This is a genomic window from Desulfatiglans sp., from assembly GCA_012513605.1.
Classification (GTDB): domain Bacteria; phylum Desulfobacterota; class DSM-4660; order Desulfatiglandales; family HGW-15; genus JAAZBV01.
Window position 1 is genome coordinate 1 of record JAAZBV010000150.1, and the last position, 21,009, is coordinate 21,009.

Annotated in this window: 19 protein-coding genes and 1 CRISPR repeat array; of the genes, 5 read left to right on the forward strand and 14 right to left on the reverse strand. The window is 43.8% G+C overall.

Annotation, left to right across the window (positions count from 1 at the left end):
• Positions 1 to 62: 62 nt before the first annotated feature.
• Entirely contained in the window at positions 63 to 371 is a 309-nt protein-coding gene (locus GX654_19820; protein ID NLD39114.1) for an integration host factor subunit alpha, read from the reverse strand.
• Positions 372 to 718: 347 nt separating this feature from the next.
• Between GX654_19820 and GX654_19825 the strand changes: the two genes are divergently transcribed.
• Positions 719 to 2,323, forward strand: coding sequence for a response regulator (locus tag GX654_19825; protein NLD39115.1), 1,605 nt, complete (start codon positions 719 to 721; stop codon positions 2,321 to 2,323).
• On the opposite strand, the gene rsmA is transcribed toward GX654_19825, so the two are convergent.
• From rsmA to GX654_19890, 13 genes are all read right to left on the reverse strand, one after another.
• Positions 2,312 to 3,151 carry a ribosomal RNA small subunit methyltransferase A gene (gene rsmA / locus GX654_19830; GenBank protein NLD39116.1) on the reverse strand — a complete coding sequence of 280 codons (840 nt, stop codon included), beginning with the start codon at positions 3,149 to 3,151 and terminating at the stop codon, positions 2,312 to 2,314. The genes GX654_19825 and rsmA overlap by 12 nt on opposite strands.
• Positions 3,152 to 3,199: 48 nt before the next feature.
• Complete coding sequence (gene tsaD / locus GX654_19835; GenBank protein NLD39117.1) at positions 3,200 to 4,234, reverse strand: tRNA (adenosine(37)-N6)-threonylcarbamoyltransferase complex transferase subunit TsaD; 1,035 nt, start codon at positions 4,232 to 4,234, stop codon at positions 3,200 to 3,202.
• Positions 4,235 to 4,263: 29 nt separating this feature from the next.
• Entirely contained in the window at positions 4,264 to 5,064 is an 801-nt protein-coding gene (locus tag GX654_19840; protein NLD39118.1) for a serine/threonine-protein phosphatase, read from the reverse strand.
• A gap of 39 nt (positions 5,065 to 5,103) precedes the next feature.
• Positions 5,104 to 7,497 (reverse strand): CHASE2 domain-containing protein, encoded by a 2,394-nt coding sequence (locus GX654_19845; protein ID NLD39119.1) that lies wholly within the window; start codon positions 7,495 to 7,497, stop codon positions 5,104 to 5,106.
• A 49-nt stretch (positions 7,498 to 7,546) separates the two neighbouring features.
• Complete coding sequence (locus GX654_19850; GenBank protein ID NLD39120.1) at positions 7,547 to 7,939, reverse strand: helix-hairpin-helix domain-containing protein; 393 nt, start codon at positions 7,937 to 7,939, stop codon at positions 7,547 to 7,549.
• Positions 7,936 to 8,361: a tRNA (adenosine(37)-N6)-threonylcarbamoyltransferase complex ATPase subunit type 1 TsaE gene (tsaE, locus tag GX654_19855; GenBank protein NLD39121.1), complete on the reverse strand. Its 426-nt coding sequence runs from the start codon at positions 8,359 to 8,361 to the stop codon at positions 7,936 to 7,938. Before tsaE ends, GX654_19850 begins: the two co-directional genes overlap by 4 nt.
• Before the next feature lie 349 nt (positions 8,362 to 8,710).
• Positions 8,711 to 10,282 carry an NAD(P)H-hydrate dehydratase gene (locus GX654_19860; GenBank protein NLD39122.1) on the reverse strand — a complete coding sequence of 524 codons (1,572 nt, stop codon included), beginning with the start codon at positions 10,280 to 10,282 and terminating at the stop codon, positions 8,711 to 8,713.
• 2 nt (positions 10,283 to 10,284) lie between these two features.
• The gene (locus GX654_19865; protein NLD39123.1) at positions 10,285 to 10,662 is read right to left on the reverse strand and encodes a holo-ACP synthase; all 378 of its coding nucleotides are present in this window, start codon (positions 10,660 to 10,662) and stop codon (positions 10,285 to 10,287) included.
• Positions 10,663 to 10,850: 188 nt separating this feature from the next.
• Positions 10,851 to 11,570 carry a pyridoxine 5'-phosphate synthase gene (locus tag GX654_19870; protein ID NLD39124.1) on the reverse strand — a complete coding sequence of 240 codons (720 nt, stop codon included), beginning with the start codon at positions 11,568 to 11,570 and terminating at the stop codon, positions 10,851 to 10,853.
• 2 nt (positions 11,571 to 11,572) lie between these two features.
• A complete protein-coding gene (gene ybeY / locus GX654_19875) occupies positions 11,573 to 12,010 on the reverse strand; it encodes an rRNA maturation RNase YbeY (protein NLD39125.1) in 438 nt (145 codons plus the stop codon).
• A complete protein-coding gene (locus GX654_19880) occupies positions 11,913 to 14,330 on the reverse strand; it encodes an HDIG domain-containing protein (protein ID NLD39126.1) in 2,418 nt (805 codons plus the stop codon). The genes ybeY and GX654_19880 overlap by 98 nt, the downstream gene beginning before the upstream one ends.
• Positions 14,272 to 15,282 (reverse strand): PhoH family protein, encoded by a 1,011-nt coding sequence (locus GX654_19885; GenBank protein ID NLD39127.1) that lies wholly within the window; start codon positions 15,280 to 15,282, stop codon positions 14,272 to 14,274. Before GX654_19885 ends, GX654_19880 begins: the two co-directional genes overlap by 59 nt.
• Before the next feature lie 234 nt (positions 15,283 to 15,516).
• Positions 15,517 to 15,858, reverse strand: coding sequence for a DUF1622 domain-containing protein (locus GX654_19890; GenBank protein NLD39128.1), 342 nt, complete (start codon positions 15,856 to 15,858; stop codon positions 15,517 to 15,519).
• A gap of 266 nt (positions 15,859 to 16,124) precedes the next feature.
• Between GX654_19890 and GX654_19895 the strand changes: the two genes are divergently transcribed.
• From GX654_19895 to GX654_19910, 4 genes are read left to right on the forward strand one after another with little or no spacing between them, the layout of a single operon-like run.
• Entirely contained in the window at positions 16,125 to 17,915 is a 1,791-nt protein-coding gene (locus GX654_19895; protein NLD39129.1) for an SLC13 family permease, read from the forward strand.
• 56 nt (positions 17,916 to 17,971) lie between these two features.
• Complete coding sequence (locus tag GX654_19900) at positions 17,972 to 19,345, forward strand: MBL fold metallo-hydrolase (GenBank protein NLD39130.1); 1,374 nt, start codon at positions 17,972 to 17,974, stop codon at positions 19,343 to 19,345.
• A gap of 56 nt (positions 19,346 to 19,401) precedes the next feature.
• Positions 19,402 to 19,923, forward strand: coding sequence for a YeeE/YedE family protein (locus tag GX654_19905; GenBank protein NLD39131.1), 522 nt, complete (start codon positions 19,402 to 19,404; stop codon positions 19,921 to 19,923).
• 18 nt (positions 19,924 to 19,941) lie between these two features.
• Positions 19,942 to 20,484, forward strand: a complete 543-nt coding sequence (locus GX654_19910; GenBank protein ID NLD39132.1) for a YeeE/YedE family protein — start codon at positions 19,942 to 19,944, stop codon at positions 20,482 to 20,484.
• Positions 20,485 to 20,487: 3 nt separating this feature from the next.
• Positions 20,488 to 20,980: a CRISPR direct-repeat array (repeat unit 32 nt; unit sequence GTTTCAATCCACGCTCCCGCGGGGGGAGCGAC).
• Positions 20,981 to 21,009 lie beyond the last annotated feature (29 nt).

Sequence of the window (21,009 nt, forward strand, 5' to 3'; positions counted from 1 at the left end):
CCTTACAATTTGAGTGATTGTACAGCGGACATTCGGGGTATTTTTGAGACATTTAAAATTCCTTACCTTTCAGCAACATCATTTCTCTCTGCACCGTTTACTGTCTCTCTTAAGACCCCGGAACATTTAAAAACCACTACCCTGCGTGCATCAAGCGTCAAATCCTCTCCTGTGGAAGGGTTTCTTCCACGTCTGTCTTTTTTTTCTTTAACACAGAATTTGCCGAACCCGGAAATGAGAACATCCTCTTTGTTTTCAAGCTTACCCTTTATGTTATTTAAAAGGGCTTCTATAATAGAGGTTGCTTTGCTTTTTGGGATATCAAGATTTTCATACAATGAATTTACCAGATCATCTTTTGTAAGTGTCATTGATCACTACTCCTGTGAGAAATAATGTTTAACAATGTTGCGGCATTTCGTTTTGAGGGTAAAAAATATAGCCAAATCGGTGATTTGTCAAGGAATAGATTGCTGCCCGGGTATTTATATGGGTCACTGAAACCCGAGATCAGGCATTGAAGATGAAAATAATATTTTTATTGTCAAAACATGAAGAACCAGCTATCTTACCGGTTTCCAGAAAAGCATCTCCATGAAAAAACCGGGTGGAATACCTCCATGATAATGATGATGAATTATTATCAGGCTGCTATTGATATCTGATACGCTATTCCAGGTGAAGCGGTTTCTAATGGCATATTAAGAGGAACTTCAAAATGACAGAAAACACTGAAATAAATATCTTAAAAAGGATAATTAATGAACAGGGGAAAGAGATTGCTGTGCTCAAGGATGAAAATGCGCGATTAAAAAACAGCGAGGAGCAATACAGCCATCTCTTTGATAATACACCTGCGGCAATTACCCTTGCGACCATTAAAGGAAAATTGTTGACCGCAAACCGGACCATGACAAAAATGACCGGGTATACACTTGAGGAGCTAAAAAAATCGAACATGCAGGATCTCTATGAAAACCCCGGTGACAGGAAGACCATAATAGAGATGTTAAAAAAGGAAGGTTCCCTGATCAATACCCCCATGAGGCTTAAAAGAAAAGATGGTTCGGTTTATAATGGTTTGCTTACCCTTTCAAGGATACATCAGTCAGGAAAGGAAGACCTGCTTCAGTGTATATGCCTGGATATTTCAGAACTCGATAAAATAGAATCTGAAAAAAAGATATTGCAGGAAAGGCTTGAACAGTCTAGAAAACTTGATTCCATGGCCGTGCTGGCTGGCGGCGTGGCCCACCAGTTCAATAATGCCCTTGCCGCTATTGTCGGGAATATTGAACTGCTAGAAATGACAGCAAAACCTGTAAATGTATATGCACGGTACATAAAACCAGTAAAAGAGACCGCATACCGTATGGCAGACCTTACTGATCAGCTCCTTGATTATGCCAGGGGAACAGATTTTAAACCCAAAAATTTTTCTATAAGCGACTTTCTTAAAGAGACCCTTCCACTTTTAAAGCAGAGCATGAAACCTGGCATAACAATCCATACTGATCTGCCAGAGAAAATGTCCTTCATAGATGGTGATTATTCAAAGCTCCAGATGGCATTATCAGCTATCCTTTCAAATTCATCCGAGGCAATATCCGAGGCCGGCAATATCTGGATCACAGCTAAAGAAATCACCTTTACCACTCAGGATATAAAAAAGATGCCTGATATTGAGGAGGGTAAATACATAGAACTCTCCATAAGGGATGATGGAAAGGGCATGGACAAAAAAACAAGCAGCAGGGTCTTTGAACCCTTCTTTTCGACCAAGTTTTATGGAAGCGGGCTCGGGATGTCAGCAGTATACGGCATTATAAAAAAACATGAAGGGACAATTATGCTTGAATCGGCTGCAAACAGGGGCACTTGCATCAAGATATATTTAAAGCCTGTAGAAAAGGAAGCTGAAACAGCGGGTGCTTCAAATCGCCCTCTTTCAAAGGGCACAGGGAATGTACTTCTTGTGGAGGATGAACAGGTTGTAATGGATGTGAACCAGGCGATACTTGAAAAGCTGGGGTTTACTGTATTAAAGGCAAAAACAGGGCAGGAGGCAATCAATATAGCGGAATCGTTTAAGGGAGATATTGATCTCACACTGCTGGATGCCCTGCTCCCTGATATGGACGGTGCAGCAGTTTACTCGCAGCTATCTGAAAAAAGGCCGGGCATAAGGGTTATAGTATGCAGCGGATTTTCTGCTGACGGCCCTGCCCAGAGTATTATCGATGCAGGGGCATGGGGATTTATACAGAAACCCTTCTCGTTCAATGCGCTCTCTGAAAAGATCAGGGAGGCATTAAAAAACTGAACTCTTTTCTGAAAGGGTATCCGATAGGGAAATGAACTCATCAAGGCTCACAGTTTCAGCCCTCCTTAAAGGGTCAATCCCGCATTCATCGAGCGCCCATGAAATGTGGTCATTTTCAAAATGGCCGTTAATTACCTTGAGTGAGTTCTTAATGGTCTTTCTTCTCTGTGCGAATGCCCCCCTTACAACAAGTTCAAACACCCTGATATCCTTTGCCCTTACAGGGTGAGGCCTTTCAAGGTCTATTGAGATCACCATAGACCCTACCTTTGGCCTGGGCGAAAAGGCATCCTTTTCCACCCTCAGTAACCGGGTTACGGTCGATTCATATCTTGTCATTACAGTAATGGCGCCGTAATCCTTTGTTCCAGGCCCGGAACATAACCTCTCGGCAAATTCATACTGGAGCATCAGAACCGCCCTGCTGAAATATTGTTTATTGGTGATAAATCTTTCAAGAAACGGCGATGAGATATTATATGGAAGATTCCCCATTACCTTGATCCTGTTTTTTGCTCCTGTGATGGCGTCAAGATCCACCCTCAGGATATCTCCCTCAATAACCAGAACATTACTGATATTAGCCTCCCCAAGCCTCTGCCTGAGGTGGTTTACCATGCGACCGTCCTTTTCAACAGCTGTTACACTATTCACCTCTTTTGCAAGGGGTATTGTAAGAGCGCCCATGCCCGGCCCTATCTCAAGGATATCATCTGACTTATCCAGACCTGCCTTTGTGATAATCTCTCTTATTATACCCTGATCAACAAGAAAATGCTGTCCGAGCCGTTTATTGGGCCTGAGACCTCTGGCAGGTTTAACTGACATATCTGTTTCCAGTTTTATATTTAATTTTATAGAGGGGATGTATCATGCTTATTTCAGCTTTTTGATATCTTTAACAGGAAACCTTGACCTGACATCAATATTGAAATCTGTATAATCATTCTTAACTGCCCTGAAAAAACCTGCAAGGGCAATCATTGCGCCGTTATCAGTACAATAGGCAGGCATTGGAAAGAATACCTTGAAGCCCTCCTTAATGGAGCGCAGGGTAAGTTTTTCGCGCAGCGTCCTGTTGCAGGCTACCCCTCCTGCAAGCACAAGGGATGAGACATGACTCTTTTTTCCTGCCATAATCAGTTTATCAATGAGGACATCAAAAACTGCCTCCTGAAAGGATGCCGCAATATCCTCCAGCTTAATAGTATTTGCCTTTTCCCTCCCCTGCTTTTCCCATTTGTCTATATATAACGCCACTGCGGTCTTAAGCCCGCTGAAACTGAAATCCAGGGATTCATCAGAGATATATGCCCTCGGGAATTGTACAGCATCAGACCTTCCTGATCTAGCTTTTGCCTCAATGATTGCTCCTCCCGGATAACCAAGGCCCAGGAGTTTGGCCACCTTGTCAAATGCCTCACCAGCTGCATCATCAAGGGTCTGCCCCATAAGTTCATAATCACCTGGTGCCTTTACAAAGTACAGGCTTGTATGCCCCCCTGAAACTGTAAGGGCGGTAAAGGGGAAATCCGGATGATCCTCTTCAAGCAGGATAGAAAGAATATGCCCCTCAAGGTGATTAACTGCAACAAGGGGGATTTTATTAAAATAGGCGACTGATTTTGCATAATAGAGCCCCACCAGAAGCGACCCTATCAGGCCAGGCCCTATGGTTACTGCAATGGCGTTAATATCCTCCGGTTTAAGCCCAGCGTTTGCCAGTGCCTTATCCACAACAGGGACTATATTTCTTATATGCTCCCTTGATGCAAGTTCAGGCACAACACCGCCATAGGGGTTGTGAAGCTTGATCTGCGAATGGATTACATTTGAAATTACCGAATTACCGTCTGTTATTACAGCAGCAGAAGTGTCATCACAGGATGTGTCAATTCCAAGAATTTTCATATAAATAAAATGCTCTCATATTATGATTTTCAGGGTTTAAATTTATTCAACAGTTTTTTAAAAATATTTTCATTAAGTATCTCAATAAGGATCAGGGTAATATTGTCTCCTCCCCCGCCTTTATTCGCCTCATCAATAAGCCCCTTTACTTTATTTTCAAGAGACGTGGCCGAATCAGAAAGGATTAACCTGATTACTTTCTCATCAACATAGTTAATAAGCCCGTCTGAACAGATAAGTATCATATCCCCGGCCTCAGGAACGACCTTTTTCACATAGACCTCAACAGTGTCATTTATGCCTATTACCCTCGTAAGGGTATTCATCATGAGGGGGTTGCTTGACCCGAAAGAGTCATCAATCCCCATATTTTTCTGTTCCGCTGCAATGGAATGTACCTCTGATATAAGGGTCATGCGGCCATTCTTAAAAGAATAAACAGGACTGTCACCCACATTTACCAGCCACATGGCCTCTTTCTCTGTAGCAATAATGGAGACAGTGGAACCCATCCTGAAATATTCCGGGTTTTTCTGGGATTCATATACCTTCTTGTTTGCGATATAGACAAAATTTACAAGATTTTTCGCCTTCTCTGATATATTTTTCAAGACAGGTCTGATCAAAAAGGGTTCATTTTTGGATTGAAGCCTTGTCCAGTAATCAGATATTGTGTCTACCACCATCCGGCTTGCAACTTCACCAGCCCTGTGTCCTCCCATGCCATCGGCCACTATGAAAAGACCCAGGTCTTCCCTGATGAGATATGCATCCTCATTAATCTTTCTTTTAAGGCCGATATCAGTACCGGCAGCAAATTTCAGTTTCATGCTTTTTTAACCCGGGATTAATAAATAGCAACAGTTTAATTATACCGGTTTTTTCCTGTCAGAAATCTCATCTATCTTTTTTATCACAGTTCTTAAATGCAGGGCCATGTGCCCTGCCTTTTGATACCTTTTCGCGGCCTCTTTTTCAAGGGCTTTATCAACAATCTTTTCAACAACACCAGGTACCCTCGGATTAATGGTCTTAAGAGAGGATTGTTTCTCTTTTGCGATCATATACATAAGGGAGGTGATATCATCCCCAGCAAAGGGTTTTTCACCGCAGAGAAGTTCAAAAAGTACAACCCCAAGAGAAAAGATATCTGACCTGCCATCAACCTTTTCCCCTGATACCTGCTCAGGTGACATATAGGATGGCGTGCCCATAATAATGCCCGTCTTTGTCCTTGATGATGTTGTTATCCTTGCAATACCAAAATCGGTAACCTTAATCTCCCCGGTTACATTAATACGCATTATATTTGCCGGCTTGATATCCCTGTGCACAATCCCCTTTCCGTGTGCAAAATCGAGCGCCTCGGCAACCTGTGCAGCAATGGAAAGGGTTTCCCGGATAGGCAGAAGGTTTCCCTTTACCGTATGTCTGCCAAGGTCTTTACCATTAAGGTATTCCATGGCAATATAGGCCAGATCACCCTCTTCCCCTGCATCATATATTTTGACAATGTTTGGATGTGAAAGCAGGCCGGCTGATTCTGCCTCACGGAAAAACCTCTCCTTCATCTCCTTGATCATACCCTCGTCAAAGTCAGAAAGCCTGACAGTTTTAATGGCTACAGTACGATCTATCTTCAGGTCTACTCCCTTGTATACTGTACCCATGGCACCACGACCCAGTTCAGAAATAATATTATAACGCCTAAATGTTGGACTGGTGTCGTAATTTTTAAGTGCTGCACCGACACCCCCGGGGCGACCTGCTTCCCCCCCGAATATCATTGTATCCTCTGCCTCTTTCAGTTTAGGGGTCTTTTCAGCAAAATCTTTATAATCCTTTTTTAAAGAATCCGCCGCTACCTTTTTTTTTGTCTTTCCAGCAGTAAGAAATCTTTTGGTGATGATAAGTATATAACCGATAACAAGGATCATGAGCGGTAGAGAGATATCAAGCCAGATATTTTTATTTAAAAAAAGGGCAACGGCTGTCGTTCCATAGGCGATAAATAAGATAAATGCAGTTACTGCGCCTGTTCCTGTCCTGAGCCCTGGGAGTATAAATGTTATAAAAACCCCGAAAAATAAAAGGGCTGCAAGCGTAATAAATCCAGTCCAGAAAGGCTTCAGGTAAAACCTCTGGTTCAGTATATTATCGACTGTATTTGCAAGCAACTCAACAACGGGCATCTGCTCTGATACCGGGGTCTTATACTTATCTCCTATACCTGATGCAACATGGCCGATGATCACTATCTTGTCTTTAAAGATATTCATCCTGATTTCTTTATTCAGCACCTTTGTAAACCTGGTCTGATGAAAGGCAATACCTGGTTCCTTTTTCCAGTTGACAAGGGTGCCCATATCATATTCGAGGAGTGGAACCCTTATTGCAGGGCCAGGGGTAATTTTATAATCAATGTAACTACCTTTCTTACTGTCAAGTGATATGGTCATATTATCATCTTTAAGCCCCTTGAATAACCTTACAATGGATACAGCATATGAAGGCAGATAAATATCGTTCAGGTATCCAAGGACATGTCTCTGTATCCTTACCGCCCCGTCATTTGTATCAGGAAAAAGATGATTATGCCCTGATCCTGCGGCAACATCTGCAAATCGGTTCAGTGGCGGTGTAATCTTTGAAAACCATATTATATCATGGATGGACTCTTCACCGGCGCTGTTAATCTTTTTCAATGAATCCCTTGACACAAATGCTGGAGCTGTTTCATCCCGGCCCTGGCTTAGACTGTCAAAAAAGAAGGGGATTACCACATTACCGGCGTTTTTTATTGACTGTTCAAGCCTTGTGTCACTGTCAAGGGTCATCTCCGCATCAACCATCTTCTGGTAAAAGGCAATGCCATTGTTTTCTATCTGGGCAAGCCCCATTTCATCAAACTCCTGTTTCAGCCTCTTTATAGCCATCAGCCCTGCATTTTCTTCAGGTTCTGAAAAAAAGATATTGAGGGCAATCACCTTTGCCCCTGCCTCATGCAGGTTATCAATGCACCTTGCTATAATACTTCTTGTCCAGGGCCATCTCCCGAGCGTATTAATATCTTCGTCTGTGATGGTGACAAGCTCTATATCAGGGCTTATATCAGATGAGGCAGCCAAGTATGCCCTGAGATCATAACTCTTGAGCTCAATGGTATTGATAAAACTGAAAGCGCCGGAAAAAAATAGAACAACAAAGATAACAGTGGTTATCAGGCCGATTACCCAATCAGAAAAAAGTTTATGCAGTTTCATATCAGATCATCTCATCTTATGATAACAGTCTATCAACCTTTCAGAGGACTCAGAGACTGACATGGGGTGCTATCTTTAAAAAGGTCTTTTCACCTATGCCAGAAACACTCCTGAGTTCAATAATATCCTTAAATCCATCTCTTTTTATCCTTTCTTTTACTATCCTGCCGGCAAGGGATTTACCTATTCCAGGGATGGCGGTAAGCCCTTCAGGGGTCTCACTGTTCAGGTTAAGAGGTATTCCCAGGGTCATTTTTTGATAGGCCGAGAGTTCTCCTGCTTTACAAAAAAAATCCCCCCTTTTTTTTTCTCTCTTTACCTCGGACGTTTTTCTATTTCCCATAAGAGAATAATTAAGAAATAAGAGAAGCAAAAGGAATAACAAAAATCCCTTGAACCGCTTGCTATTCCTCTGCAATCTCTCTATCCCTTTATGACTCATAAGGCAAAACCCTTTTTAAGCCTTTCAGATATAACCGGATCATCCGAGTCTATCTCTATTGCCCTTTCATTATCATCCAGTATCTCTATTTTTACCTTTATAAATCCAGATGGGAAAAGCCCCGGTGACCTCTCTGCCCACTCGACAACAACAACACTCTTTTCATGAAAATAATCATCAAGACCAAGGAGTGTAATATCGTTCTGCTTATCCAGCCTGTAAAGGTCTATATGATACAAAAGGCATCTGCCTTCATATTCGTTAACGAGCGAAAAAGACGGGCTGCTTATCACCTCATCCGGGCTAACCCCAAGGCCTATGCCTATGCCTTTGGTGAGCCAGGTCTTCCCGCTCCCGAGTGTCCCGGACAGTGCAACCGCATCGCCTCCGATGAGGATGCTTCCGATTTTTTCACCTAACATGACGGTTTCATTATCTGATTTACTCAAGTATTTCAAGAGGTTTGCTCCATTTTAACTTTTATATACGTTCGATTCTAATATCTTTATCAACTCCGGGCAATAGATAATTTTCACCTTTGCATTAATACTATAAGTTTATACAAATAAGTTTTCCTCTATTTCATCTAAAATATCGGTTTCTGTAATCGAAGAGGTTTTTTATGGTGTCGAATATTTTACTTAGTTTTGGGTTAAAAAGGGCGTAAAACAAACCCTATGGGAACCTCATTTTATTAATCAGCTATGCCACAACAATCAACCTCAAACGTCCAGGCTATTAACCACCTCTGTTAGTGTAGGATTATTTTGTTCACAGTTTTAGGGAATTCAAACCCTTTATAAGGGAATTCATTATACCAGGTATCTTATCCAGCAGATCAGATGCAATCATGCCTGACTCACCATTTTCTTCAGCATACATATCTGCTGCAAGACCATGGATATAAACGCCTGCTGTTGAGGCCTTTACCTCATTTAATCCTCTTGCAAGAAATCCGGAAATAATACCTGTAAGCACATCACCTGTGCCACCCGTTGCAAGGGCAGGGTTTCCGGTCGGGTTGATGTTGAGAACACCATTCGGCTCTGCGACTATCGTTCCTGCACCCTTTAAAACAAGGTTGCAGCCTCTCTTTTTTGCAAATTCACGGGATATGTTCAGGCGGTTTTGCTGGATATCCCTTGTCGTCAGACCAGTGAGCCTCCCCATTTCACCGGGATGTGGTGTAAGTATCCTCCTCTGGTCAAGAAGATCAAGCATCTCCGGGTTCATGGAGATAGCATTTAGTGCATCCGCATCTATCACCATGGGCAGGCTGCACCTTTTTATTATCTCACATACAAGCCTTACTGTTTCAGGGTTTGTGGATAACCCGGGGCCAATGGCCATAGCCGTTTTATCTGAAGCAATCCTTAATATATCATCAAGGGCATCATAAGAAAGCGTACCTGCTTTTGTCTCAGGAAGGGGCACTGTCATGGCCTCTGTAAGCTTGCATTCAATTATACTATTAAGGCTCGCAGGAATACCCACTGTTACAAGACCGGCACCAGCACGTAATGCGCCCATTGCAGTTAATGCAGCAGCGCCTGTCTTACCGGTTGAACCTGCTATAATAAGCAGGTGCCCCTTTGTGCCTTTGTGTGCCTCCGGCTTATCAGTTGACAGCTCACTTTTAAAATCATCAGGCTTAATAAGCCTGCGTGTTATCTCAAGTCTTGATGCTATCATCTCCGGTATGCCGATATCAACTGTAACAAGCCTTCCTGTAAAGGCTCTCCCCGGGTAAACATAATGTCCCGGCTTTGCAAACCCGAATGTAACAGTGAGATCACCCTTGACCGCAGCGCCCATTATCTCGCCTGTATCCGCATTCAGGCCTGATGGTATATCAATGGACATCACATGCTTATTTGAATTATTCACCGCATTTATTATATTTTTATATACCCCTGTTACAGGTGAGTTAAGCCCGATGCCAAAAATACCATCTATTATATAGCTGTACCCTGAAAGCCTGTGAGTAAAAGCTTCAAATTCCGCATCATCAGGGATTTCAGATATTTCAATTCCGAGTTTTTCTATTACTGAAAGATTAATAAAGGCATCACCTGAAATGGCAGATCTTTCCCCTGTAATAATAACAGATACCCTCATACCAAAGTTATGGAGATACCTTGCCATTACATAACCGTCCCCGCCATTATTTCCCTTTCCGCAGATAACAAGAATTGAAGAACCTTCAGAAGGATTGAAATGATCTATGAAAACTTCTGTTGCGCCCTTTGCGGCGTTTTCCATGAGAACAACACCAGGAATGCCAGCCTCCTCTATGGTAAGCCGGTCCATCTCACGCATCTCAGAAGCGGTTACAAGTCTCATAGCTATTTCTCCAGGGTAACCATTGCAACACCATATTCATCTTCATCAGAAAGACTCACATGATAACCCGTTACACCCTCCTTTTCACATATGGAGAGGGATATCCCATGAACTTTAAGACAGGGCTTTCCGCTCTTAAGATGATATACCTCTATATCCTTCCAGAACACCCCCATCTTCATGCCTGTTCCAAGGGCCTTTGAGAATGCCTCTTTCGCGGCAAAGCGGAGTGCAAATGCCTGGTAAGGCCTGATACGTTTCAGGCAGAAGGCCTTTTCATCAGGGGTAAAGACCCTGTCAATGAACTTGTCGCCCCATTTATTTATGACCGTCTCAATGCGGGAGATCTTAACTATATCAACGCCAGTTCCAAAAATCATATATTATAAAACCTTATATTTATACATTGATGTAAATACAGTAGAATATTTTTACCACGGAGATCACGGAGGTCACGGAGTTTTTTCTTTTAAGTTTTTCTCCGTGCTCTTCGTGTCCTCCGGGGTTAATTATAAGTATGTATTTCATTCGCCACAGAATTTATGCCAAAAAGCAAAAAGACTCTTAGCTAAAAATCCTTTACCAGTTCGACCATTTCTCTTACTGCCTTTTCAAACCCAACATAGATGGCCTTTGAGACAATCACGTGGCCTATGCTGTATTCCTCTATCTGGGGGAGAACAGAGAATCTTTTTATATTTGTATAATTCAGGCCATGTCCCGCGCTTATCCCAAGGTCAAGGCTATGCGCAGTCTCAACCGCCTTTACAATCCGCTTGAACCTTTCTTCTGCTTTCAACTCGTTTCCTGCCTCAGAATATTGGCCTGTATGAATCTCAATAATATCACCGCCGATCCTGTGCGCCAGCTCTATCTGGTTAGGTTCAGGGTCCACAAAAAAACTCACCCTGATGCCTTTATTCTTTAAACTATCCACCACTTTCCTGTATTGATCAGGTTTTGCAATTACATCAAGGCCACCTTCAGTAGTAAGCTCCGCCCTTTTTTCAGGCACAAGCGTAACCAGATCGGGTTTTATCTCAAGGGCAATCTTAACCATTTCATCAACGGCTGCCATCTCCATATTGAGCCGGGTCTTCACTGTCTCCTTCAAGAGCCTCAGGTCCCTGTCATTAATGTGCCTTCTGTCTTCCCTCAGATGGCATATAATACATTCTGCACCTGCCAATTCTGCAAGCCCTGCTGCAAAAACCGGGTCAGGGTAGTCTATACCCCTCGCCTCTCTTATGGTTGCAACATGATCAACATTAACTGCAAGTTTTGCCATTCCTAGTCCTCCATAATAACTGCAAGGAGCCTCTTTTCCTCCCTCTGCATCCTTTTTTCCTCTTTCTCTGATATCTCGTGGTCATACCCCATAAGGTGCAGGAGCCCGTGCACAAGAAGCTCACACGCCCTGTGCCTCAAGGTAATTCCCATTTCAAGGGCCTCTCTCTTTGCAGTCTCAGCAGATATCACTATGTCTCCCAGCATGAGGGTATTTACATCATAACCCTCTTCATTCATAGGAAAGGCAAGCACATTGGTAGGTTTGTCCCTTTTAAGATAGCCCATGTTAAGCTCATGTATCTCTTTATCGCCTGTAATAAGTATACTCAGTTCAGAATCATCACAGCCCAAGTCTTTTAAGGCCTTCTCCATCATTCGGGCGATCAGCTCCTTTTTTAGCCCCTGTATTCTCCTCACTGATTTTATCTGAATCTCCATTTGGCGCCTTTTTTATCTTTTTATTTGTTTCAGTTTCAGGGTATTCCACCCTCTGATGAAATATCCCGCTTAAAGTCTTGTTAAAACTCTTTGCAATTTCATGAAGGTCTTTAAGAGTGAGTTCGCATTCATCGAGCTGACCATCTGAAAAGACCTTGTTGATAATCTTCTGTACTGTCCCATTAATCCTTGCAGGGGTCGGATCAGGCAGTGATCGTGATGCGGCCTCGACCATATCAGCCAGCATGACAAGGCCAGCCTCCTTGGTCTGTGGTTTAGGCCCGGGATACCTGAAATCATCCTCATTAATTTCAATCCCTTTTATGCTTTTGCTCATGGCCTGCTCTTTTGCCTTCTGGTAAAAATAGGCGATCAGCCCCTTGCCCTGGTGCTGCTCAATAATATCTGTAATCTCCTGACCAAGTTTATGCTGTTTTGCAAGTTCAACACCATCCTTTACATGGGCAATAAGAATAAGGCCGCTCATGGAAGGGGAAAGCTTTTCGTGCCTGTTTTCACCACCCATCTGGTTTTCTATAAAATAAAGGGGCTTTTTCATCTTGCCTATATCATGATAATAGGCGGCAACCTTTGCCAGCAGAGGGTTGGCATTTATGGCCTTGGCAGTAGCCTCAACCATATTGCTCACAATAACACTGTGGTGATATGTACCAGGGGCCTGTACCATAAGATCCCTTAACAGCGGCTGATCAAGGTTAGCAAGCTCAAGAAGCTTCATATCTGTGGTAAAACCAAAGGCCATTTCAACAAGGGGTATAAGACCAGTTGAGATCACACCTCCTAAAATACCACCCAGGAAGGCCGCTATAACAGCAACCAGTACCTCAACCGTGAAAAACTGCCCGTAGATGAATTCTATTGCAAGGCATAAGAGGATGTTCATAAGGCCAATCTTGAGCCCGATCTTGATCAGTATGCCCCTTTCCCTGTATTCACGCACGAGGTATGAGGCATATAAACTCCCTGCAAAGAAGTAGATCAAAAATTCAATATTCCCGTCGATTATAAGTGAGGCAAATATGGAAACAATCAAAGAAAAGAGCATGGCCATATTAATACCCTGAAAAACAGTTATCAGTATGGCGCCGAATGTAAGGGGAAGCGCAAATAATAATGCCCTTGCGCTGACATCATGAAAACCCCTTGCCATCTCCTCGGCTATAAAATTAAATGCCCATGAGAATATGAAAACGCTCAGGAGTGTTGCTGCGCTGAATATCAGGTGCCTGTTGTCACGACCTGAGGGTTTGTATTTTTTAAACCCGGTGATATAGATCACCGAAAAAAGAATGGCCAAAAGAGCGGTCATACCCGGGATGCGGCTTAAGATATTTTTACCTTCAATTGTCTTTGTCACCTCAGCCAGCTTTGCAAGGTGGCTGTACCCTACCCTTTCTCCTTCCCTTACTATCATCTCCCCGCGCTTTACCTGATAGTATGATTCCTTGACAGCCTTTACAGCCTCATCTTTTCTAAGCTCTGTTTCCCTCTTGTTGAATGTAACATTCGGCTTGATAAGAATACTCGCAATGTCAACAGCAAGGTCAGCGATCTCCTGAGGGACCTCCTCCTTTATAAGATCATTTTTACGTGACTCCACATGTTTGATCGCACCCTGGATATCATAAAACCTGGCAGGGTCTGTTACCTGTTCCTCCTTCTGAGTCTGTATACTCTGAAGCGCTATCCCCTTCTGTATCTGTGTAGCCAGAACTGAATGGTTACCTACCACTCCTCTTCTGAACACCTCGTTTAACAGCCTGTAAATGCTGCTTTCAAGGATCGGAGGGCTGCCGCTCAACAAGAGCCTTTCATAGAGTTTTTCATCATATGTGATTTCAATAGTGCGGAAAAACCTCTCTGCTGTTGATTTTTTAAGTTCATTTATATCAACAGGAATATCCTCTTCCTGCACAGGCGCAAGGGGGTCTACCGGATGAACGGTAACCAGGTTCCTTATATCCGCCATTGCTTCGTTTAATCTCAGCCTGATGTTAGATGCAGATGGATCAAAATCATATACATAGGGGACACCCTGGGCCGCCTTGATCCTCTCCTTTTCGGTTGTTTCACTGTTTTTAACAAGGATATCAGCAGGGGCCTTGATATCTGCCTCTGCTATATCTCCCAGCTTATACTCCTGAGGCTTTTTCATAAGCCCTGGATGCAGAAAAATACTGATAATGATGCTCAACATGATCAGGGTTATCCACCTAGTAAAATCCTGATGGATCTGTTTTTTAGATGGTTCTTTTCCCATTGCTGATATCTCTCTGTTTATCTTTTTTGTCATAGGCATCAATAATCTTCTGAACAAGGGGATGCCTTACAACATCATCCCTTGAAAAATAGGTAAAATTTATACCCTTTATACCTTTAAGAAGTTCAAGCGCCTCTACAAGGCCTGAATCCTTTCCTGCAGGAAGATCGGTCTGGGTAATATCGCCGGTGATTACTGCCTTTGAACTGAAACCCAACCTTGTAAGAAACATCTTCATCTGCTCGGCTGTAGCATTCTGAGCCTCATCAAGTATTACAAAAGAATCATTAAGTGTGCGTCCCCTCATAAAGGCAAGAGGCGCTACCTCAATAACACCCTTTTCCATAAGGTTTGAAGCGTCATCAAAATCAACCATGTCGTGTAGCGCATCATATAAAGGCCTCAGGTAGGGGTTTACCTTTTCGCTCAGGTCACCGGGCAGGAACCCCAGCCTTTCACCCGCCTCAACAGCAGGCCTTGCCAGTACTATCCTCCTTACCTCTTTTTTGATAAGGGCCGAAACCGCCATTGCCATTGCAAGGTATGTCTTACCGGTGCCTGCAGGGCCAATGGCAAATACTATGTCAAAATTCCTGATATTTTCTATATACTCCTTCTGGGTAGCTGTCCTGGCAGTAATAACCCTCTTCTTTGATGAGACATATACACTGTCCAGGAATATATCCTTTAGCTTCACGGAGCGGTCTTTGCTTACTATCCTCACTGCATGTTCTATATCGGTGGGGTAAAGAGGAAAGCCGTTCTTAACCAGCTCATATAGCTGCATGATGATGCTCTCTGCAAGTTCGATCTCCCAGTCATTACCTTTGAGTATAAGCTCGGTGCCTCTTGAGCTTATGGAAAGGCCAAGCCTCTTTTCCAATATCTTGATATGGGAGTTCTGCTGACCACAAAGGATATTGAGCAGTTCATACTCGCTGAAATTAATCTTTTTGGTCAGGAGAGAATTATCCGACTTTTTCTTTTCCAAAAATGCCCCTCTAAAAAAATAATAGAAAGCACTATCATAGAGTGACTGAGCTATCAAGTAAATATATATGGAAGGAGGTAAGCAGGTTTATTGTTATTAAGTTTAATTTATTTTAATTTATTTTTATAGACCTGAATGGTGACCTCTCAAAAACTATAACCTTTGGAGAATTCATGACCACACAGATAAAGCTAGGCATCAGCTCATCTTTATAATGAACTGCTGCAAGGCATCTTAATTCTCTTTCTGCCAGGGCCAGCGCCCCTCTATTTCAAGATGCAGGGTTATGCTGAGAAATGTCCTTATTAAAATAACCATACCCAGTGCAGCCAGGCTTTCAATTGTATGCTTTACAATCACTGTCCTGATTATATCCCCTGCTATTAAAAACTCCAGCCCAAGGATGATTGATCTGCCAAGCTGCCTTCTGAACATAATATATGCCTCGCCGGAGGCCGATTTTTTAAGATTTAAGGCGAATCTTATGGTCGATATGAGCGATCCTATTATAATAACAAGGACACCGGCTGCCTCAATTATATAACCTGAAATGGATATCATATCAGTGAACTGCATGGTTTCTCCTCTCAATTTATTATAATACAATCTCTATGAAATATATGAACTGTCTATGTCGAGCAGGATGGAGATTACTAAAGTGGCATTACATGTCAAGTTTTTTAATAACAAGCAGGATTGACATACAGTATTCTTATCCATATACTTCAACTCAAGGTCACAAATAATTGTTCTGCGCTTTATTTCGGGAACAGGTGTCAGGGGGGCGAGGGTCAGCAGGTCAGGAATGTCATAAACGATGGACTAATCTAAAAGGTAAAGGAATGAATATCGATATTATTATTGTCCTATCCATTTTGTTTATGACTGCGCTTTTACTTATTGTTGACAAATTGCGTATTGATATCGTTTCAGTTCTCTGTATGCTTTCCCTTGCATGGACTGGCATCCTGAGTCCCTCCGAGGTTTTGTCAGGGTTTTCATCCAATGCAGTTATAACCATGATAGCAGTGATGATCCTTGGGAGGGGCATCTCACGAACAGGCCTGATGGCAAGGTTTTCTCAGTTGACTCTTAGATTTACCGGTAGCAGCCGCCCCAGAATTATCACAGTGCTCTCTGTTGCATCAGGAATAATGTCCGGTTTTGTTCAGAACATTGGCGCAGCAGCCCTGTTTCTGCCATCAATCATGAATATCTCCCGCAGCAGGAAGATACCTGCTTCAGGGCTTATCATGCCTGTTGGTTTTGCGATTATCCTGGGCGGCTCTCTTACCATGATCGGATCAGGCCCGCTTATGCTGGTGAATGATTTCCTCACAGGATCTTCTCTTTCTCCATATAAGCTTTTTTCGGTCACACCTCTGGGTCTCAGCCTTCTCTTCTCATACCTTCTCTTTTTTTTATTGCTCAGCAAATATCTTCTTCGGCAAAACAGAACAAAAGAAGAGACAGACGGGTTACAGGCCAGGCTTTTAGAGGAATGGGGGCTCTCTTCAAACATCCGCTATTACAAGCTTAGCGAAAAGAGCCCATTGATAGGCAAATCCCTTGAAGATGCGGGGATATGGGATGAATATAATCTTAATATTATTGCCGTAAGCAGGGATAAATCTGTGGAGTATGCACCTTGGAGGGAGACCAGGTTCGACTCCGGTCAGATTGTGGCCATCCTGGGAAAGGAGCAGAATACTGAAAATTTTGCAGCCGCGCATGACCTTGTCCCGGTTGCAAGGCCCAAAAGATTAAATATGCTGGATGACACAACCGGGGCCGGATTCGCTGAGGTGGTTGTGCCTCCACGCTCCGGGATCGCGGGTCACTCCATTAAAAATTTCGGTCTGAGACGGCATTACGGGATTGAGCCGGTTCTCCTGTATCACAGGGGCGAAAAGGTAAAAGGTAATTTTTCCGATGTTGAAATACAACCTGGAGACATATTTATTGTCCATGGCCTGTGGGAGAAGATTGCTGACATGAAGAGGAGCCATGATTTTGTAATTATTACACCGATCGAAATAGAGGAAAAAGATGTTTCAAGGGCATGGATTGCGCTTTTATGTTTCGCAATTTCAGCCGGGCTGGCAGTTGCAGGGTTCTCGATTCCCGTATCCTTCATGTCAGGGGGAATTGCAATGGTTCTGACAGGTGTATTACCCATAGATGAGGCATACAATGCCATTGACTGGAAGGTGGTATTTTTTATGGCAGGGCTCATCCCCCTGGGCATAGCCATGCAGAAAACAGGCACAGCATTATTTATTGCTGAGGGCATAATTTCAAGGATTCATGGAAGCCATATCTTTATCATACTTATGGCAATATCAGGGATAACTGTGCTGTTTTCACTTTTTATGTCTAATGTGGGCGCGGCAGTTATCCTGTTTCCAATGGTGATCAGCATGGCCAGTACCATGAATATTGACCCCCGCCCACTTGCGCTGCTTGTGGCTGTCTCCACCTCCAACTCATTTATACTTCCGACTCACCAGGTAAACGCACTCTATAAGACGCCGGGAGGGTACAGAAACATGGATTATGTAAAATCAGGGGGCGGATTGACCCTGCTATATCTGGCAGTTGTTGTAACTGTAATTTACCTTTTTTATCTATAAAAGGAAGCACAAGGTTTTTTAATAATTATTATTAACAATAGACAGGAGGACACCCGATGCTTTTAAAACACTTTTTTTTAGAAAAAATCGCTCACAGTTCATATATCCTTGCAGGCAGCAAGAGCTGCGCTGTGATAGATCCCAGACGGGATGCAGACCTCTACATCAACGAGGCACGCCAAATGGGAGTAAGGATTACTCATATACTTGAAACCCACCTGCATGCGGACTTTATCTCTGGTCACATGGACCTGGCAGCAAAGACAGGGGCAAAAATATATGCGCCCAAATCAGGCAAATGCACATTTGAACATGTTGCAGTATCAGAGGGTGACAGCTTTACTATCGAAGATATGAAGCTGGATGTACTTGAGACACCGGGTCATACCCCTGAACATATTGTATATGTGGTTACTGATCAGTCGCGGGGCACCTCCCCCATTGGGGCCTTTGTGGGAGATGTAATGTTCGTGGGTGACGTTGGAAGGCCTGACCTCTTTCCGGATATTGCTGAAGAGCTTGCAGGTAAACTCTATCACAGTCTTCATGACAAGCTGCTTAAACTGCCTGATTACTGTGAGATATATCCTGCCCATGGCGCCGGCTCTCTTTGCGGAAGGGCAATGGGCGCAAAATGGACCTCTACCATAGGTTATGAAAGGAACTTTAATCCGAGCCTTAAGATTAAAGACAAGAATAAATTCATTCAGTCTCTTACCTCCAATATGCCCCCGGCCCCTGACCACTTCAGCAGGTGTAGTGATATCAACAGGAAGGGGCCTGAAATGCTTTCCAGACTTCCGGGGATGGAGGAACTCACTGCCCCCGAATTTAAAGAGAGGATGCAGGCAAAGGGGTGCCTGGTGCTGGACACCCGGAGTTATCCCGCCTTTGCCGGTTTTCACATACCAGGTTCATGGCACCTTGATATTGGCGGCAATTTCCCCACCTTTGCCGGTTGGGTAATACCCCCTGACAGGGATATCCTTATTGTGGCTGACACTTATCAGGATGCAGCCAATGCGAGGCTTTGGATGCAGCGGGTGGGCATTGACCGCACAGCAGCATACCTTGGCGGCGGTATGCAGGGCTGGATAAACAATGGATATCAGACAGGGACTATAAGCCTGATCTCAGCCGAATATCTGTACAACCTTGTAAATAAGGATAAAAAATCCTTTACGCTGGTTGATGTGCGCGCCCCCCTTGAATATGAGACCGCACATATAGAGGGTTCCGTGAATATCCCTGCCCCTGAACTGCGATTTCGCAGTGATGAAATAAAAAAGGAGAAACCTGTTTATCTCATCTGCAGCACAGGCAACAGATCAAGCCTTGCAGCCAGTATACTGAAGCAGAATGGATTCACTGATGTGTATCATGTGCCCGGAGGCATGACCGGATACAGCGCGGCAGGATATATTAAGTAAAAAAATACAAGGCTACAGGTGGTATTTGCCCAGTATCCGGTATAAAAGGAGGATATATTATGGACTGGTTGACTCAGATAAAGTGGTCTCCATATGCAGTTGGCGCAGGAATTGGTATTTTAAGCTGGTTCACATGGCTGCTCTCTAATGAACCAATAGGCTGCTCAACAACATTTGCAAGGTCAGCAGGGATGTTTGACAGGCTTTTCAGGGGCAGCAGGGTTGAAGAGAGACCCTATTTCCAGGAGGTAAAACCAGTAGTTGACTGGCAGTTCATGCTGGTCATAGCTATTATTATCGGGGCATTTGTCTCATCAATGATTTCAGGTGATTTTACCATGCAGTGGATACCCCCTGTATGGAGATTTCACCTTGGGGATAGTATTATATTACGGCTGATTATCGGGTTTACAAGCGGCATTCTCCTGGGTTTTGGTTCCAGGTGGGCGGATGGGTGCACGAGCGGGCACGGTATAAGCGGGGCCATGCAGCTTGCCGTATCGAGCTGGATCTCTGCCATCTGTTTCTTTGCAGGCGGAATTATTATGGCATGGTTTATGTTCAGGGTCATCTTATAGAAAGGAGAGATAATATACATGAAATCAAAAGGAATGAAGCTTTTATTAGGTCTCATATTCGGTATAATTTTTGGTTTTCTCCTTCAAAAGGGTGGAGTGACAAAATATGACGTTATTATAAACCAGCTTCTGTTTAAGGATTTCACAGTAGTAAAAATAATGCTCTCCGCTGTTGTTACCGGAATGGTGGGCCTGTTCGCCATGCAGGGGATAGGCTGGATCAGGCTGCGGCCCAAATCAGGCTCATGGGGCAGAAACGCTATAGGAGGGCTGATATTCGGTATGGGCTTTGCACTTCTGGGCTACTGCCCGGGAACAATTGCCGGTGCAATGGGTAATGGTTTCCTGGATGCAATAGTTGCAGGGTTACCCGGAATAATATTAGGCTCATGGCTCTTTGCTGTTGCTTACCCTATCCTGAAGAACGGAATTCTCAAAAAAGGGGACTTTGGGGATATTACAATCCCTCAGGCGCTGAAGGCAGGTAATATTACAGTTGTTATCCCCCTGGCCCTCCTGATTATGGCAATGCTTTATCTGATGGATCGGGCAGGGTTATAAATCTTTTCAATCCACGCTCCCGCGGGGGGAGCGACTTATACCCTTGTATTCAATGGGGCTTCCGTAGCAGTTTCAATCCACGCTCCCGCGGGGGGAGCGACTTGGGCTTCAGGGGTTGTGACCTGTGAAGATGTGTTTCAATCCACGCTCCCGCGGGGGGAGCGACTACAGCTTTACAGATAGCCAATATAGCCAGTAATGTTTCAATCCACGCTCCCGCGGGGGGAGCGACATGCTGTATATGGTGATAATTGGGCTGGCTGGTTGTTTCAATCCACGCTCCCGCGGGGGGAGCGACGGTATACCCATATAGATACATGCACTATGCAATAAGTTTCAATCCACGCTCCCGCGGGGGGAGCGACCCGGGCACAAAAAAGCCTATACCTGGCGGGCTTGTTTCAATCCACGCTCCCGCGGGGGGAGCGACATGATTTCACAAAATTAAAGGGAGTAAATTATGGGTTTCAATCCACGCTCCCGCGGGGGGAGCGACTTGGTGGACTTACGGTTGTAGGGTCGATC

Coding starts and splice junctions, on each gene's coding strand:
- GX654_19860 (NLD39122.1), bottom strand. CDS start 10,282: ATGAGACTTGTAACCGCTTCTGAGATGCGTGAGATGGACCGGCTTACC.
- GX654_19910 (NLD39132.1), top strand. CDS start 19,942: ATGAAATCAAAAGGAATGAAGCTTTTATTAGGTCTCATATTCGGTATA.
- GX654_19820 (NLD39114.1), bottom strand. CDS start 371: ATGACACTTACAAAAGATGATCTGGTAAATTCATTGTATGAAAATCTT.
- GX654_19900 (NLD39130.1), top strand. CDS start 17,972: ATGCTTTTAAAACACTTTTTTTTAGAAAAAATCGCTCACAGTTCATAT.
- ybeY (NLD39125.1), bottom strand. CDS start 12,010: ATGGAGATTCAGATAAAATCAGTGAGGAGAATACAGGGGCTAAAAAAG.
- GX654_19890 (NLD39128.1), bottom strand. CDS start 15,858: ATGCAGTTCACTGATATGATATCCATTTCAGGTTATATAATTGAGGCA.
- rsmA (NLD39116.1), bottom strand. CDS start 3,151: ATGTCAGTTAAACCTGCCAGAGGTCTCAGGCCCAATAAACGGCTCGGA.
- GX654_19845 (NLD39119.1), bottom strand. CDS start 7,497: ATGAAACTGCATAAACTTTTTTCTGATTGGGTAATCGGCCTGATAACC.
- GX654_19825 (NLD39115.1), top strand. CDS start 719: ATGACAGAAAACACTGAAATAAATATCTTAAAAAGGATAATTAATGAA.
- GX654_19840 (NLD39118.1), bottom strand. CDS start 5,064: ATGAAACTGAAATTTGCTGCCGGTACTGATATCGGCCTTAAAAGAAAG.
- GX654_19880 (NLD39126.1), bottom strand. CDS start 14,330: ATGCCTATGACAAAAAAGATAAACAGAGAGATATCAGCAATGGGAAAA.
- GX654_19850 (NLD39120.1), bottom strand. CDS start 7,939: ATGAGTCATAAAGGGATAGAGAGATTGCAGAGGAATAGCAAGCGGTTC.
- tsaE (NLD39121.1), bottom strand. CDS start 8,361: ATGTTAGGTGAAAAAATCGGAAGCATCCTCATCGGAGGCGATGCGGTT.
- GX654_19865 (NLD39123.1), bottom strand. CDS start 10,662: ATGATTTTTGGAACTGGCGTTGATATAGTTAAGATCTCCCGCATTGAG.
- tsaD (NLD39117.1), bottom strand. CDS start 4,234: ATGAAAATTCTTGGAATTGACACATCCTGTGATGACACTTCTGCTGCT.
- GX654_19895 (NLD39129.1), top strand. CDS start 16,125: ATGAATATCGATATTATTATTGTCCTATCCATTTTGTTTATGACTGCG.
- GX654_19870 (NLD39124.1), bottom strand. CDS start 11,570: ATGGCAAAACTTGCAGTTAATGTTGATCATGTTGCAACCATAAGAGAG.